The 14,390-nt window shown below is 41.6% G+C and carries 20 protein-coding genes; 19 read left to right on the top strand and 1 reads right to left on the bottom strand.

Going from position 1 to position 14,390, the window contains the following annotated elements; all coding sequences use genetic code 11:
- The first annotated feature begins 7 nt into the window (after positions 1-7).
- From rplR to truA, 19 genes are all read left to right on the top strand, one after another.
- Positions 8-376: a 50S ribosomal protein L18 gene (rplR, locus tag HED67_RS14370; RefSeq protein ID WP_015513747.1), complete on the top strand. Its 369-nt coding sequence runs from the start codon at positions 8-10 to the stop codon at positions 374-376.
- Positions 377-393: 17 nt separating this feature from the next.
- Positions 394-903, top strand: coding sequence for a 30S ribosomal protein S5 (gene rpsE / locus HED67_RS14375; RefSeq protein ID WP_015513746.1), 510 nt, complete (start codon positions 394-396; stop codon positions 901-903).
- 13 nt (positions 904-916) lie between these two features.
- Positions 917-1,099 (top strand): 50S ribosomal protein L30, encoded by a 183-nt coding sequence (gene rpmD, locus HED67_RS14380; protein ID WP_015513745.1) that lies wholly within the window; start codon positions 917-919, stop codon positions 1,097-1,099.
- A 25-nt stretch (positions 1,100-1,124) separates the two neighbouring features.
- Positions 1,125-1,565, top strand: coding sequence for a 50S ribosomal protein L15 (rplO, locus tag HED67_RS14385; RefSeq protein ID WP_015513744.1), 441 nt, complete (start codon positions 1,125-1,127; stop codon positions 1,563-1,565).
- Positions 1,565-2,893, top strand: a complete 1,329-nt coding sequence (secY, locus tag HED67_RS14390) for a preprotein translocase subunit SecY (protein WP_221718725.1) — start codon at positions 1,565-1,567, stop codon at positions 2,891-2,893. Before rplO ends, secY begins: the two co-directional genes overlap by 1 nt.
- 123 nt (positions 2,894-3,016) lie before the next feature.
- The gene (locus HED67_RS14395; protein WP_215632358.1) at positions 3,017-3,661 is read left to right on the top strand and encodes an adenylate kinase; all 645 of its coding nucleotides are present in this window, start codon (positions 3,017-3,019) and stop codon (positions 3,659-3,661) included.
- A gap of 1 nt (position 3,662) precedes the next feature.
- Positions 3,663-4,415 (top strand): type I methionyl aminopeptidase, encoded by a 753-nt coding sequence (gene map / locus HED67_RS14400; RefSeq protein ID WP_215632359.1) that lies wholly within the window; start codon positions 3,663-3,665, stop codon positions 4,413-4,415.
- Positions 4,416-4,421: 6 nt separating this feature from the next.
- A complete protein-coding gene (locus tag HED67_RS14405; RefSeq protein ID WP_221718726.1) occupies positions 4,422-4,703 on the top strand; it encodes a KOW domain-containing RNA-binding protein in 282 nt (93 codons plus the stop codon).
- Entirely contained in the window at positions 4,704-4,922 is a 219-nt protein-coding gene (gene infA / locus HED67_RS14410) for a translation initiation factor IF-1 (protein ID WP_015513739.1), read from the top strand.
- Between the two features lie 154 nt (positions 4,923-5,076).
- The gene (gene rpmJ, locus HED67_RS14415) at positions 5,077-5,190 is read left to right on the top strand and encodes a 50S ribosomal protein L36 (RefSeq protein ID WP_005339020.1); all 114 of its coding nucleotides are present in this window, start codon (positions 5,077-5,079) and stop codon (positions 5,188-5,190) included.
- A 295-nt stretch (positions 5,191-5,485) separates the two neighbouring features.
- A complete protein-coding gene (rpsM, locus tag HED67_RS14420) occupies positions 5,486-5,857 on the top strand; it encodes a 30S ribosomal protein S13 (protein ID WP_015513738.1) in 372 nt (123 codons plus the stop codon).
- A 19-nt stretch (positions 5,858-5,876) separates the two neighbouring features.
- Complete coding sequence (gene rpsK / locus HED67_RS14425) at positions 5,877-6,272, top strand: 30S ribosomal protein S11 (RefSeq protein ID WP_015513737.1); 396 nt, start codon at positions 5,877-5,879, stop codon at positions 6,270-6,272.
- Positions 6,273-6,290: 18 nt separating this feature from the next.
- On the top strand, positions 6,291-6,884 hold the full coding sequence (gene rpsD, locus HED67_RS14430) for a 30S ribosomal protein S4 (RefSeq protein ID WP_015513736.1): 594 nt from the start codon (positions 6,291-6,293) through the stop codon (positions 6,882-6,884).
- Between the two features lie 74 nt (positions 6,885-6,958).
- On the top strand, positions 6,959-7,918 hold the full coding sequence (locus HED67_RS14435) for a DNA-directed RNA polymerase subunit alpha (protein ID WP_178441861.1): 960 nt from the start codon (positions 6,959-6,961) through the stop codon (positions 7,916-7,918).
- A 42-nt stretch (positions 7,919-7,960) separates the two neighbouring features.
- Positions 7,961-8,485 carry a bL17 family ribosomal protein gene (locus HED67_RS14440; protein ID WP_178441862.1) on the top strand — a complete coding sequence of 175 codons (525 nt, stop codon included), beginning with the start codon at positions 7,961-7,963 and terminating at the stop codon, positions 8,483-8,485.
- 221 nt (positions 8,486-8,706) lie between these two features.
- On the top strand, positions 8,707-9,603 hold the full coding sequence (locus HED67_RS14445) for an energy-coupling factor transporter ATPase (RefSeq protein ID WP_178441863.1): 897 nt from the start codon (positions 8,707-8,709) through the stop codon (positions 9,601-9,603).
- Positions 9,584-10,459 (top strand): energy-coupling factor transporter ATPase, encoded by an 876-nt coding sequence (locus HED67_RS14450; RefSeq protein WP_221718727.1) that lies wholly within the window; start codon positions 9,584-9,586, stop codon positions 10,457-10,459. The genes HED67_RS14445 and HED67_RS14450 overlap by 20 nt, the downstream gene beginning before the upstream one ends.
- The gene (locus tag HED67_RS14455) at positions 10,456-11,256 is read left to right on the top strand and encodes an energy-coupling factor transporter transmembrane component T family protein (RefSeq protein WP_221718728.1); all 801 of its coding nucleotides are present in this window, start codon (positions 10,456-10,458) and stop codon (positions 11,254-11,256) included. Before HED67_RS14450 ends, HED67_RS14455 begins: the two co-directional genes overlap by 4 nt.
- Before the next feature lie 2 nt (positions 11,257-11,258).
- Positions 11,259-11,996 (top strand): tRNA pseudouridine(38-40) synthase TruA, encoded by a 738-nt coding sequence (gene truA / locus HED67_RS14460; RefSeq protein ID WP_215632363.1) that lies wholly within the window; start codon positions 11,259-11,261, stop codon positions 11,994-11,996.
- A 78-nt stretch (positions 11,997-12,074) separates the two neighbouring features.
- Here the strand turns inward: truA and HED67_RS14465 are convergent, their stop codons facing one another.
- The gene (locus tag HED67_RS14465) at positions 12,075-13,922 is read right to left on the bottom strand and encodes a hypothetical protein (RefSeq protein WP_221718729.1); all 1,848 of its coding nucleotides are present in this window, start codon (positions 13,920-13,922) and stop codon (positions 12,075-12,077) included.
- Positions 13,923-14,390: the final 468 nt, after the last annotated feature.

The following is a 14,390-nucleotide window of genomic DNA, read 5'->3' on the forward strand; positions in this document are numbered from 1 at the left end:
GAATAGAATGGTTAACAAACAATCCAGAAGTGAGATTCGTGTTAAAAAACATAGAAGACTGCGTCATCATTTAGTAGGCACTGCACAGCGCCCACGTTTATCTGTGTTTAGAAGTAATAATCATATATACGCTCAGATTATCGACGATACTGTTGGTAATACACTTGTAGCTGCTTCCACAATGGAAAAAGCAATCAAAGACGAATTACAGTATACAGACAATGTTGCAGCTGCTGCAGCTGTAGGTACTGCTGTTGCTAAAAAGGCTCTTGAAAAAGGTATTACAGAAGTTGTCTTCGATAGAGGCGGATTTATTTATCAGGGTAAGATTCAGGCTTTAGCTGATGCAGCTAGAGAAGCTGGTCTTAAATTCTAGCACAGGGAGGAGAACACATGAAACGTACAATTATTGATGCTAGTCAATTAGAATTAACAGAAAAAGTAGTGTCAATTAAACGTGTAACTAAAGTTGTAAAAGGTGGACGTAACATGAGATTTGCAGCTTTAGTAGTTGTTGGTGACGGCAACGGACATGTTGGCGCTGGTTTAGGTAAAGCAACTGAAATTCCTGAAGCAATCCGCAAAGGAAAAGAAGATGCAATCAAGAAATTAATCGAAGTTCCACTTGATGAGAACTTAAGTATTACACATGATAATTTAGGAAAGTTCGGTGGTGCTTCCGTTCTCCTGAAGAGAGCTCCTCAGGGTACTGGTATCATCGCAGGTGGTCCTGCACGTAACGTGCTGGAACTTGCCGGCTACAAGAACATCCGTACAAAATCTCTTGGTTCCAACAACAAACAGAACGTTGTTCTTGCTACAATCGAGGGCCTCAGCAATCTTGTAACTCCAGAAGAAGTTGCTAAGAAGCGCGGCAAATCCATCGAAGAGATTTTAGGTTAAGGAGGCGTTTGTAATGGCAGAGAAATTAAAGATTACTTTAGTTAAATCTACAATTGGTGCAATTCCTAAACATAAGAAAACTGTTGAAGCTCTTGGTCTTAAGAAGCTGAACAAGACAGTTGAATTACCGGACAATGCAGCAACAAGAGGCATGGTTGCACAGGTTAAGCATTTAGTAAAAGTAGAAGAAATCTAATTCAGATTGCAAGGAGGTGCACGTAATGAACTTATCAGAATTAAAACCAGCTGCAGGTTCCACACACAGCGCTAACTTCAGAGTAGGCCGTGGTCATGGTTCAGGCAATGGTAAGACTGCAGGTAAGGGTCACAAAGGTCAGAAGGCACGTTCCGGCGCTCCAAGACCAGGTTTTGAAGGTGGCCAGATGCCTTTATACAGAAGACTTCCTAAGAGAGGCTTCACAAACAGAAATACAAAAGATATCGTAAGCATCAATATCACAGAATTAAACAGATTCGAAGATGGTACTGTTGTTACAATCGAAACATTAGTTGAAAACGGCGTTATCAAAAACCCTAAAGACGGCGTTAAGATCCTTGGCAACGGTGAGCTTACAAAGAAATTAACAGTTAAAGCAAACGCATTCAGTGCGAGTGCTGCAGAAAAGATTCAGGCTCTTGGTGGAACTACAGAGGTGATCTAATGGCTAATACCAATTCAAATGGTGCAAGTCTCAAAAATATATTAAAAGTCCCTGATATTCAGAAAAGACTTTTATTTACATTTTTGATTCTGGTTGTCGTCAGGTTTGGTGCTCAGATACCAATTCCTGGCGTAAGCCGGGATGTCTTTGCTTCATGGTTTGCCAACCAGTCAAATGGAGCAATGGATCTTTTTGATATGATGACCGGTGGTTCATTCAGTCAGATGTCAATATTTGCACTGAGTATTACACCATACATCACATCATCAATCATTATGCAGCTGATGACCATCATTATTCCTTCTCTCGAAGAGATGCAGAAGGATCAGGATGGACGTGAGAAGATGAAAGAGTATACTTTTTATCTTTCTATCGTATTGGCTGCCATCCAGTCTCTTGCTATGGGTATCGGATTCTACCGTGGTGGATATCTGGCATCTAAGAATGCACTGGGTTTGGTTATTGTGGTCGTTGCACTTGTTACAGGTGCCTGCGTACTGATTTATCTCGGTAAAGAGATCACAAAGCACGGCGTTGGAAATGGTGTCTCCATGATCCTTTTATTCAACATCATTTCAAGACTGCCGCAGGATTTCAAAACACTGTATGATACATTCATGAGCGGCAAGAACATTGTTAAAGCTGGTCTTGCTCTCATCATTATTGTTGCTGTTATCTTGTTCATGTTTGTTTTTGTTGTTTATCTGCAGGATGCTTACATCAAGATTCCTGTACAGAATTCATCAAAGGTTCAGGGTAGACGCAGCGTGGGAAGCGTTGGTGATTATATTCCTTTTAAAGTGAATTCAGCAAACGTTATCCCTGTTATCTTTGCCGGTTCATTAATGTCACTGCCAAGTCTGATCACAACATTTGCTGGTAAGACTCCAAGTGGTATTTTCGGTGAGATTGTCAAAGTTTTGAACCAGAATAACTGGTTTAATATGTCAGCTCCGGTTTACAGTATCGGTGTTATCATCTATATTGTACTGGTTGTTGCTTTTGCTTATTTCTATACATCCATTACATTCAACCCTGTTGAAGTAGCGGAACGTCTGAAAGAAAGAGGCAGTTTTATTCCAGGTCACAGACCTGGCAAGCAGACAGCAGAATATTTGCAGTCTGTATCAAACAGCACGATTGTGATCGGTGCTGTTGGTCTTCTGATTGTTGCACTGGTACCTATCATTTTCTCAGGTTTATTCGGTGCCGATGTATCCTTTGGCGGTACATCATTGATCATTATTGTTGGTGTTATTATTGAAACAATCAGACAGATCGATTCAAAAGTTGAACAGAGACACTTGACTGGTATTTTCAGCAAGTAAGTTCGATTTTACAACAGATGTATAACAATGCAAAGATTCAGCGTTCGATTTATCGAAGGCTGAATACTTGCTGTTATAAAGTTACTATTAATTAATTGTTGGACATATGATTGGAGGATAATTATGAAAATAATTATGCTTGGAGCACCGGGTGCCGGTAAAGGTACTCAGGCTAAAATGATTGCCGAAAAATGCGGAATCCCACATATATCAACCGGAGATATTTTCAGAGCCAACATCAAGAATGGTACTGAACTGGGCGCTAAAGCCAAAGAATACATGGATAAAGGCCTCCTTGTACCGGATGAACTGGTCTGCGATCTCGTCGTTGATAGAATTCAACAAGCTGACTGTGAAAAAGGCTATATTCTGGATGGTTTCCCAAGAACAATTCCTCAGGCGGAAGCACTGGAAGCAGCCCTTAATGCTATTGAACAAAAGCTGGATTATGCGATTGATATCGATGTTCCAGATGAGAATATAATCAATAGAATGTCCGGTCGCCGTGCTTGTGTTGGATGTGGAGCAACTTATCATGTCGTATTCAATCCTACAAAGGTTGAAGGTAAATGTGATGTGTGCGGTGAATCGCTCATTCTCAGAGATGATGACAAACCGGAAACAGTTAAGAAACGTCTGGATGTTTATCATACTCAGACACAGCCATTGATTGACTTCTATTCAGCAAGAAAAGTACTTGTTGAAGTAGACGGTACACAGTCAATGGACAAAGTCTTCGAAGATATCATGAAGATTCTGGGAGAATAATATGGCAGTAACAGTAAAGTCTGAGAAGCAGATTGCACTTATGCGTGAAGCTGGAAGATTGCTGGCCATTACCCATGAGGAACTGCACAAGGCATTAAAACCGGGAATGACAACACTTGATATTGACAGACTGGGAGAAGAGATTATCCGTGATTTCGGCTGCGTTCCGAATTTCAAGAATTATAACGGATTTCCGGCTTCCATCTGTGTATCCATTAATGATGAGGTTGTTCACGGTATCCCAACTGATAAGAGAGTCCTGAAAGAAGGAGATATCGTCAGTCTGGATGCAGGGCTCATTTACAAAGGCTATCATTCAGATGCAGCCAGAACATGGGGAGTCGGAGAAATCAGTGCAGAAGCACAGAGACTGATTGACGTAACCAGAGAAAGCTTTTTTAAAGGTATCAGTTTTGCAAAAGAAGGGAATCATTTACATGAGATTTCCGCTGCTATCCAGGATTATGTTGAAGGAAACGGTTTTTCAGTGGTTCGTGATCTTGTAGGTCATGGAATCGGAACGCATCTTCATGAGGATCCGGAGATTCCGAACTTCAGAACGAAGGGAAGAGGCATTCGCCTGATGGCGGGCATGACATTGGCAATCGAGCCGATGGTCAATGCCGGTACATGGGAAGTTGCCTGTGAAGATGATGACTGGACAATTGTAACAGATGATGGTTCTTTATCTGCACATTATGAGAATACAATTCTTGTAACAAAAGACGGATGTGAGATACTGACGCTTCGATAGGTGATAATGATGAAGAATAAAACGTTATCAGACAGATATCCAAAAGGTCAGCTGGTAAGATCCAGACAGGGAAGAGACCAGAACAAACTTTATATTGTCACAGCTTCAGATGATCAATTTCTCTATGTGGCAAACGGTATAAAGTGGACGGTATCGAATCCCAAAAGAAAAAATCCGGTGCATACGCAAAAGATTAATATTCGGATGGATGCAGAGATTACCGATTCAGATATTGTAAAAGCAATTCAAACCTTTGAAAACAGGAAAGAAAATCAGGAGGACAAATAAATGTCAAAAGCAGATGTCATCGAAGTTGAAGGCGTAGTTGTTGAGAAGCTGCCAAATGCCATGTTCAAAGTTGAACTTGAGAATAAACATGTTGTTTTGGCACATATCAGCGGCAAGCTCAGAATGAATTTTATTAAAATCTTACCGGGAGATAAGGTAACGATTGAACTTTCCCCATATGATCTGACTAAGGGCAGAATTATTTGGAGAGATAAGTAAAATAAGAAAAAAACTGCTTGATTTCTATATTTTCATATGATATAATAGTCGGCGAGCGTTCTAAAATGGAATGAGCAGCCGATACATGGCCACCGTTCTAAGAGGAACGGGGTTGCGTATGTGGATGTACATTCTATGAAAGGAGAGATTTATAATGAAGGTAAGATCTTCTGTAAAGCCTATCTGCGAGAAATGCAAGGTTATCAAGAGAAAAGGAAGCGTCAGAATTATCTGCGAGAATCCTAAGCACAAACAGAGACAGGGTTAATTTTACTCTGTATTTCTGTCTGTAGTAACAGTATTGCCTTATTCCGGCAATCGATGTTATGCGGCTGCAGTGGGATACACCTGGATGGGTGTAAGCCTCACTATTATATAAAATTTATTGATCACGCTAGATCAACGTGTCGTCATGACCGTCAAAATGGCGATGCAATTTACTAATATAAGAACAAGAATAAATATAAGAACAGTGGGAAGCGCTGTAAGCATTTCACCGCACATAGCAATATGTGTGTTACAGTTTTGCCCCTGTTTAGGACAACTATCGGAGGTGTAATTACATGGCTCGTATCAGTGGTGTTGACTTACCAAGAGATAAACGAATTGAAATCGGCCTTACTTATGTATATGGTATCGGTAGAGCAACTTCAAACCGCCTTTTAAAGGAAGCTGGAGTTAATCCAGACACACGTGTTAGAGACTTAACAGATGAAGAAGTTGGTAAAATCCGTGATGCAATCGATGCAGACAGCATCTTAATCGAAGGTGATCTTCGTAGAGAGATCGCAATTAATATCAAGAGATTACAGGAAATTGGTTGCTACAGAGGCATCCGTCACAGAAAAGGTCTTCCAGTTCGTGGTCAGAAGACAAAGACAAACGCAAGAACTCGTAAGGGTCCTAAGAAGACAGTAGCAAACAAGAAGAAGTAATTCAGGAGGTTAATGATCAATGGCTAAGAAAGTGACAAAGAAAGTTACAAAGAAGCGTGTCAGAAAAAACGTTGAACGTGGTCAGGCACATATTCAGTCATCTTTTAATAATACAATTGTTACACTTACAGATACAGAAGGCAATGCTTTATCATGGGCAAGTGCTGGTGGTCTTGGCTTCAGAGGCAGCCGTAAGTCAACTCCTTATGCTGCACAGATGGCAGCAGAGACAGCTGCAAAGGCTGCACTTATTCATGGTCTGAAGTCAGTAGAAGTTATGGTTAAGGGTCCTGGTTCAGGTCGTGAAGCCGCAATCCGTGCATTACAGGCATGTGGTATTGAAGTTACAAGCATCAGAGACGTAACACCTGTTCCTCATAACGGATGCCGTCCGCCAAAACGCAGAAGAGTCTAATAGGAGGGTGTAATAGATATGGCTAGAGAAATGGTTCCAGTTTTAAAAAGATGTAGAAGCCTTGGACTTGACCCACTCTACCTTGGTGTAGATAAGAAGTCCAACAGACAGTCTATTAGAGGCAATAGAAAGAAATCCGAGTACGGTAATCAGTTAAGAGAAAAACAGAAAGCTAAATTCATCTATGGTGTTCTGGAAAAACCTTTCAGAAACTACTTTGCTAAAGCAAGCCAGATGAAAGGCCAGACAGGTGAAAACCTCATGGTTATGTTGGAATGCCGTCTTGATAATATTATTTTCAGACTTGGTTTTGCAAGAACACGTAAAGAAGCAAGACAGATCGTAGATCACAAGCATGTTTCTGTAAATGGCAAGCTTGTTAATATTCCTTCTTATCAGGTAAAACCTGGCGATGTTGTTGAAATCAGAGAAAAATTCAAAACTTCACAGAGATACAAAGACATTCTTGAGATGGCCGGCGGCAGAATGGTTCCTGAATGGCTCGAAGCAGATCAGGAAAACCTGAAAGGTGAAGTTAAAGCTCTTCCATTAAGAGAGCAGATCGATGTTCCTGTTGACGAAATGCTTATCGTTGAGTTGTATTCTAAATAATAATTTTTAGCTTGTTTGACAGGCTGATGGACTACCCTCAATTAGTTTTAAACCCATAAAGGAGGGCCAATTTAGTGTTTTATTTTGAAAAACCGAAAATAGAGATTGCAGAGATATCAGAAGATAACAAATACGGACGTTTTGTAGTTGAGCCTTTAGAGAGAGGTTATGGAATTACTCTTGGTAATTCCTTAAGAAGAATCATGCTTTCCTCTCTCCCAGGTGCTGCTGTCAGTCATGTAAAGATTGACGGTGTTGTCCATGAGTTCAGTGCAATTCCTGGCGTTAAGGAAGACGTTACTGAAATTATCATGAACATCAAAAGTCTGGCAATCAAGAATACAAGTCTGACCAATGAGCCAAAAACAGCTTATATTGAATACGAAGGCGAAGGCGTCGTTACAGCGGCCGATATTCAGGTTGATCAGGATATCGAAATCATGAATCCGGATCAGGTGATTGCTACATTAAGTGGCGGTGCTGATTGCAAACTCTATATGGAGCTTACAATTACAAAGGGCAGAGGTTATGTCAGCTCAGATAAGAATAAGAGTGATGACTTACCAATCGGTGTGCTTGCTGTAGATTCTATCTATACACCTGTTGAGCGTGTCAATATGACTGTTGAGAATACACGTGTAGGTCAGGTGACAGATTATGACAAGCTCACTCTTGATGTCTATACTAATGGTACACTTGGACCAGACGAGGCTGTAAGTCTTGCTGCCAAAGTGTTAAGCGACCACCTGAATCTTTTCATTGATCTTTCTGAAAACGCCAAGACTGCTGAAGTTATGGTAGAAAAAGAAGACAATGAGAAAGAAAAAGTTCTTGAAATGAATATTGATGAGCTTGAATTATCCGTTCGTTCATATAACTGCCTGAAACGTGCTGGTATCAATACGGTTGAGGAGTTAACAAACAGAACAGCTGAAGATATGATGAAGGTAAGAAATCTTGGACGTAAATCACTTGAAGAAGTTCTTGCCAAACTGAAAGAACTTGGACTTCAGCTGAATCCGAGTGACGAATAATTCGCTCCGTTAGAATTTATCGATTTTTAAGGAGGATATACAATGGCAGGCTATAGAAAACTTGGAAGAACTTCCAGTCAGCGTAAAGCTTTGCTCAGAAATCAGGTAACTGATCTGTTATGCTACGGCAAGATTAAGACTACTGAAGCAAAAGCAAAAGAAATCAGAAAGATTGCCGAAGGCTTAATTGCACTTGGTGTTAAAGAAAAAGATAACTTTGATGAAGTAACTGTTCAGGCTAAGGTTGTTCGTAAGGACGCTAACGGCAAGAGAGTTAAAGAAGATGGCAAAGTTGTTTTTGACACAGTTGAAAAGACAATCAAAAAAGACAGACCATCCCGTTTACATGCTAGAAAGCAGATGGCAAAGGTTCTTTACACAAGAAAAGACATCCCTGCAGCTGCTGCTAAGAAGAAAGCCAATACTAAAGAGATCAATCTTCAGGATAAGTTATTTGGCGAATTAGCTGAAAAGTATGCTACACGTAACGGTGGTTACACAAGAATCGTCAAGATCGGTGAACGTAAAGGCGATGCAGCTATGGAAGTTATCATTGAATTAGTTTAATTCTGGTATATAGACAAATCGAAGGGGCTGTTGTAAGATATGCTTAGCGTATTTTACAAGGCCTCTTTTCTTTTTTTGTTATTTGGAAGTTTTTCATCTTTGGGATGAAGATATGAGGGATTTGTGCAGAATATGAAGGCTATATGCGTGAAGAGAAAGTGATAGATATGAAAGACTGCCAAATGACTGAAAAGGACAGAGAATTTACAGGAGGAGAAAAGATGGGAAAGATTATCCAGGCCCTGCATCTGATTCACGATTATGTGCAGAAAGATGAGAATGGCAATATTGAATCAAAGAATAGAGTCCTGCGGGATATCTCTGTGGATATAGAATCCGGTAGTTTTGTTGTTTTACTTGGGCATAATGGTTCCGGCAAATCGACATTGGCACGGCATCTGAATGCTCTGCTCCAGCCTACAGAGGGAACAGTGTGGATTGACGGACACGATACAAAAAATCAGCAGGAGTGGCTGGAAATAAGAAAGACCGCCGGTATGGTTTTTCAGAATCCGGATAATCAGATCATCGCCAGTGTAGTGGAAGAGGATGTGGCGTTTGGACCGGAGAATATGGGAGTACCCACAGAAGAAATCTGGCAGCGTGTGGCAAAGAGTCTTGAGAGTGTGGATATGACTGTGTATCGCTATCATTCACCGAATAAATTATCCGGTGGACAGAAACAGAGGATTGCCATTGCCGGTATTATGGCTATGCATCCCTCCTGTATGGTATTGGATGAGGCGACAGCTATGCTTGATCCTGCAGGACGCAGAGAGGTACTGGAGGCCGTTCATCGACTGAATAAAGAAGAAAAGGTAACAGTGATTCTCATCACCCATCATATGGATGAGGCCGTGGATGCAGATCGTGTACTCGTTATGGATAAGGGACAAATTGCCATGGATGGCACACCAAAAGAGGTCTTTTCCAGAGTAGAGGAGCTTCAAAAGCTTGAATTGGATGTTCCGCAGATCACGGAGTTGGCATGGCAGCTGAAGCAACAGGGAATGCCACTTTCAGACGGCATTTTGACCCAGGAACGATTTATTCAGGAATTAGAGCAGATACTGCAGCATAGAGGAAGGGGGATGCAAGGTGTCACTGATTCAATTTGAGAATGTCAACTATATATATGGCGTTGGAACTACTTTTGAGAAGCAGGCGTTAAAAAACATTTGTTTTACCGTTGAATCTGGAAGCTTTATCGGGCTGATCGGGCATACCGGATCAGGTAAGTCAACGCTGATCCAGCATATGAATGGATTGATCAGGCCAACCTCCGGCAAAATTTATTTTCACGATGAGGATATCACAGCGGATGGCTACAAGAAAAAGGGATTGCGTTCGAAGGTTGGGATTGTTTTTCAGTATCCGGAATATCAGTTATTTGAGATTGATGTATTGGCGGATGTGGCTTTTGGCCCGAAGAATCTGGGATTATCTCAGGAAGAGGCAAAAAAGCGGGCGATTGAGGCACTTCAGTTGGTGGGCATTAAAGAAGAGCAATATACATTATCGCCCTTTGAATTATCAGGCGGTCAGAAACGCCGTGTGGCTATTGCAGGTGTTCTGGCCATGCAGCCGGAAGTGTTGATTCTTGATGAACCGGCGGCGGGGCTGGATCCCGGGAGTCGGAGAGAAATTCTGGATACCATTGCACATTTATATAAAGAAACGGGCATGACGGTTATTTTATCCTCTCATTCCATGGAGGACATGGCAGAATATGCCAGACGATTGCTGGTAATGAACCAGGGTGAACTGGTAATGGACGGAACCCCGAAGGAGATATTTGGACGTTATAAAGAATTGGAGAAAATGGGACTTTCAGCACCGAAGATGACGTATCTTATGCACAGCCTTGCGGAAAAAGGATATGATTTATCCACAGATATTTTGACGGTATCGGATGCTGCAGGGGAAATTCTCAATTTATGGAGGAAGACGAGAATGGAGGACGGCGAGAAATGATACGAGACATAACCATTGGACAATATTATCCCCAGTCTTCTGTGATCCATCGTCTGGATCCGAGAGTAAAACTGCTCGGAACGGTTTTATTTGTCTTATCTGTTTTTTTGATCCACAGTGTCCCGGCTTTTATCATCGTGACAGCAGTTATGGCAGTGATGATTGTTTTATCAAAAGTTCCGGTTAGTTTTATGCTGAAAGGGCTGAAATCCATTTTTATTATCGTTCTCTTAACATTTTGTTTCAGCCTTTTTCTGACGCCGGGAGACAGTTTATTCAAGATCGGTTTTTTGAATGCCACTGTACAGGGATTAAAGACAGGTCTTTATATGGTCATGCGTCTGAGTTATCTGATTATTGGCTCATCTCTGATGACATTGACCACAACACCGAACCAGCTGACAGATGGTCTTGAAAAAGGGTTGGGCTGTTTAAACAGGGTGCATGTGCCGGTACATGAGGTGGCGATGATGATGTCTATTGCCCTTCGATTTATTCCGATTTTACTGGAAGAAATGGACAGAATCATGAAGGCACAGCAGGCCAGAGGGGCAGACTTTGAGAGTGGTAATCTGATTCAGAGAGCAAAAGGGCTTGTACCGCTTCTGGTGCCGCTTTTTATCGCCGCAATCCGACGCGCCAATGATCTGGCTATGGCCATGGAAGCCCGCTGTTATCACGGCGGACAGGGCCGTACAAAGATGAAGCCGCTGCATTATGAGAAAAGAGACCGGATGGCTTATTTGCTAATGGCTGTTTATATGATTGCCATTTGTGTGCTGAGAGGAGTGATGTAATTGTGCATAGAATTAAACTGACGGTGGCTTATGACGGCACAAACTACTGCGGATGGCAGGTGCAGCCAAACGGTGTTTCTGTACAGTCAATACTTCAAAAAGCTATAGAAAATCTACTGGGGGAGAAAACCGATGTGACAGGCGCCAGCCGGACAGACTCAGGTGTACATGCTTTGGGTCAGGTGGTTGTTTTTGATACAGACAAAAATATCCCGGATTGGAAGTATGCCCTGGCCATTAATCAGCGTCTTCCGAAGGATATTGTGGTGCAGAAATCCGAGGAAGTACCGCTGGATTTTCATCCCCGCTATACGGATGTGGAGAAAACGTATGAATACCGGATTTTGAACCGGCGGACACAGCTGCCAAAGGAAAGATTGTACAGTTATTTTGTGCCGAAAAAGCTGAATGTGGCTAAGATGCGTGAGGCTGGGGATTATCTGGTGGGAGAACATGATTTTAAATCCTTTTGCTCTCAGAAGACGAAAGTGCTGAGCACTGTGAGAACCATCTATTCTCTTGAACTGATTGAAGAGGGAGATATTGTGACACTGCGTGTCAGCGGCAATGGCTTTCTGTACAATATGGTGCGTATTATCGCCGGTGTATTGATTAAGGTCGGACTGGAACAGAAAGAACCGGAGGAAGTTAAAGAAGCAGTAGAATATCCGATAGGAAGTGCCGCCGGACCGACGGCACCTGCCCACGGATTGACACTGGTGGAGATTAAGTATCCATAAAATTTGCATATGCATCAATAGGACAAGCGGCTGCTTCTTTTATCCCGAAGCAGCCGCTTGTTTTTTATCATTTTGTGTTTAATTATTTGGTTGTTGGGTTTGTTTTTCGCAGGTAACAATGTCTTTACCGTAAGCGGTAATATGGACGTTGTCACCTTTTTTTAACAGCAGCATGTCTTCGTGAGCAGCTGCTTTTGCACGATAAAAGGTATCATCATCGGCAATCAGGTAGATATAGGTGTTGCCGCTGATATCAATATATTTGATATCGGCAATGGTAATATCAGCTTCATGATCGGCGGCAGTCGGTTCTTCAATATCAGTGCTGTTTCCGGTATTATTGGAAGTATCACTGTTTCCGGCAGCATCTTCTGAATAATGATTGCTGCTGCCGGATTGAGATGAATCGGATATATCTCCGGATTCAATACCAAGAAGCCGTTTGTATCGGGTCAGACATTCAGCCTGAGAAGAAGCTGTTGTAACAATATTGTATTGTTCCACATTAACGGCTGCGTAAAGCTTTACAAGGCCGCTGGCGTCCTTTAAGACCGGATGTCCCTCTACATTAATCAGAGACGGAAAACTGGCCTGATAGCCCTTTTCCTGAACTTCACCCTCAGCTGCTGACATGGCAGATTTCTCATCAGCACCGGCAATATTGTAATAATGCGCTTCACCTGTACGCTCATTGGCCAGCAGAAAACCGATATTGGAACTGTCTCCGTTGACGGATGTGACACCTGTATAAATCCAGATATCGCCGTTTTTAGAAACATAACCGTAATCGGAGACAGGCACATCATCATTTTCATCATTGTCATCTGTTTCATAGGTGGTTACACGTTTACAGCCTTTTTTGCCGACCAGGCTATTCATAAAACCATTCTGCAGTGTTCCGAACCAGTTGTATTGTTCACAGAGAAGATCGCCTTCGGCCACTACATCTACCCAGTTTGGTACATCGGCTAACGCATAGCGTGTCAAATCACCGGTTGACGGGTCAAGTACAATGGCACCTGTAACGGTTTTACCTCCGAAAAGAGATATGGTATTCTGATAAACGGACATGATATAATAGGGTTTTCCAGCTTCATCGATTTCGAAATGAAGATTGCCAAGCAGCAATGTCGGATAATGAAAACGGATATATCGGGCAGTATCCTGATGAAAATAAGCGGATGGAACATAAATCATCGGCTGTTCACATTCTGCATAGGAAGCAGACATGGATACAGGATCAACAGTGACATAACCTGGTACACCTTCTGATTTGTTGCCGATCCATTTGAAAAAGCCTGCATAATCAAGGGCTGCTACTTTTACCGGTTTTCCTTTATAATCAATCTGTGTGTAATCATCAGACACATTAAATTGGCTGACAACATTGGATAAAGAACCGATTTCACGGTCACCAAGCATACGGGCAGAGGCTGTGTCCATCAATGCAATGGAATCGGTGCCAAGAGATTCGGATAAATCATCAGAAAAAACAGCTTCCCTGACATTAAGAATGGAAGCATATTTCTGAGCTGAAAAAATGGGCGATCCAGTAAGAGAAACCAGAAGCAGTCCGACAATAACAATTATAGGAAGAAGAAAAAGGCGGCATTCACCTCCGCATATATCCTGCCAGGTTTTATCGCCGGATGCCTGATCCTGCATGCGGCTGGCAGCTTCGCTGACAATGGTCAGTGATTTGACAGCGGCAAAAGCAAATAATGCAATAATCACAGTCAGCCAGAATGGAATGGATTGTGGGTTCACCGGTGTCAGAAAGAAATAGAAGCTGATAAATGCAATAACAGCAACAGCAGCCAGACCATTCAGGAAGGCATGGGCCTGAGCTGATACAAAAGTCCTTTGACCAGATGCCAGGTGTCTGACTTTTTTCTTTTTGGTAAAACGATGTTTCTTTAAGTTCATAATAAAAGACTCCTTCAATTTGATATTTTCTATTATATTAAAAGTTGAACATAAAATATAGACAGAATATAGAGAAATAGACAAATGTAATTATCTAAGTCGGAGAACAGGAATCACGGATTGATTAAAATCGGTCAATCTGTTAACAAGGCATCTGCAGACAGCGCATCAATTTATAAGATACAATAATCGAAAAAATTAAAAAAACTTAAAAATAGGTGTTGACAGATGCTGGAAGAGATGATATTATATACAAGCTGTCAGCGGGAACAACGCGAAACAGTACAGAATCAGTCAGATCAAAAAGAAATTTGAAAATAAATGAAAAAAGTTATTGACAAACTTCTTCTGATTTGATAAAATAGACAAGCTGCTTCAAACGAGCGGCAACGAACTTTGATAATTGAACAACAAAACAATCCCGAAAATTCCTAAAAAGAATTTTTAAGAACACAAACCAAAGTAAAA

The sequence above is a fragment of the Pseudocoprococcus catus genome, from assembly GCF_019734885.1.
GTDB classification, from domain to species: Bacteria; Bacillota; Clostridia; order Lachnospirales; family Lachnospiraceae; genus Coprococcus_A; species Coprococcus_A catus.

What these genes read in the sequence shown, in the direction of transcription:
- rpsM (WP_015513738.1), top strand. Translation starts at nt 5,486, where the DNA reads ATGGCTCGTATCAGTGGTGTTGACTTACCAAGAGATAAACGAATTGAA.
- rplR (WP_015513747.1), top strand. Translation starts at nt 8, where the DNA reads ATGGTTAACAAACAATCCAGAAGTGAGATTCGTGTTAAAAAACATAGA.
- rpmD (WP_015513745.1), top strand. Translation starts at nt 917, where the DNA reads ATGGCAGAGAAATTAAAGATTACTTTAGTTAAATCTACAATTGGTGCA.
- HED67_RS14395 (WP_215632358.1), top strand. Translation starts at nt 3,017, where the DNA reads ATGAAAATAATTATGCTTGGAGCACCGGGTGCCGGTAAAGGTACTCAG.
- map (WP_215632359.1), top strand. Translation starts at nt 3,663, where the DNA reads ATGGCAGTAACAGTAAAGTCTGAGAAGCAGATTGCACTTATGCGTGAA.
- rplO (WP_015513744.1), top strand. Translation starts at nt 1,125, where the DNA reads ATGAACTTATCAGAATTAAAACCAGCTGCAGGTTCCACACACAGCGCT.
- rpsK (WP_015513737.1), top strand. Translation starts at nt 5,877, where the DNA reads ATGGCTAAGAAAGTGACAAAGAAAGTTACAAAGAAGCGTGTCAGAAAA.
- HED67_RS14455 (WP_221718728.1), top strand. Translation starts at nt 10,456, where the DNA reads ATGATACGAGACATAACCATTGGACAATATTATCCCCAGTCTTCTGTG.
- infA (WP_015513739.1), top strand. Translation starts at nt 4,704, where the DNA reads ATGTCAAAAGCAGATGTCATCGAAGTTGAAGGCGTAGTTGTTGAGAAG.
- rpmJ (WP_005339020.1), top strand. Translation starts at nt 5,077, where the DNA reads ATGAAGGTAAGATCTTCTGTAAAGCCTATCTGCGAGAAATGCAAGGTT.
- HED67_RS14465 (WP_221718729.1), bottom strand. Translation starts at nt 13,922, where the DNA reads ATGAACTTAAAGAAACATCGTTTTACCAAAAAGAAAAAAGTCAGACAC.
- rpsD (WP_015513736.1), top strand. Translation starts at nt 6,291, where the DNA reads ATGGCTAGAGAAATGGTTCCAGTTTTAAAAAGATGTAGAAGCCTTGGA.
- HED67_RS14440 (WP_178441862.1), top strand. Translation starts at nt 7,961, where the DNA reads ATGGCAGGCTATAGAAAACTTGGAAGAACTTCCAGTCAGCGTAAAGCT.
- rpsE (WP_015513746.1), top strand. Translation starts at nt 394, where the DNA reads ATGAAACGTACAATTATTGATGCTAGTCAATTAGAATTAACAGAAAAA.
- secY (WP_221718725.1), top strand. Translation starts at nt 1,565, where the DNA reads ATGGCTAATACCAATTCAAATGGTGCAAGTCTCAAAAATATATTAAAA.
- HED67_RS14445 (WP_178441863.1), top strand. Translation starts at nt 8,707, where the DNA reads ATGGGAAAGATTATCCAGGCCCTGCATCTGATTCACGATTATGTGCAG.
- HED67_RS14405 (WP_221718726.1), top strand. Translation starts at nt 4,422, where the DNA reads ATGATGAAGAATAAAACGTTATCAGACAGATATCCAAAAGGTCAGCTG.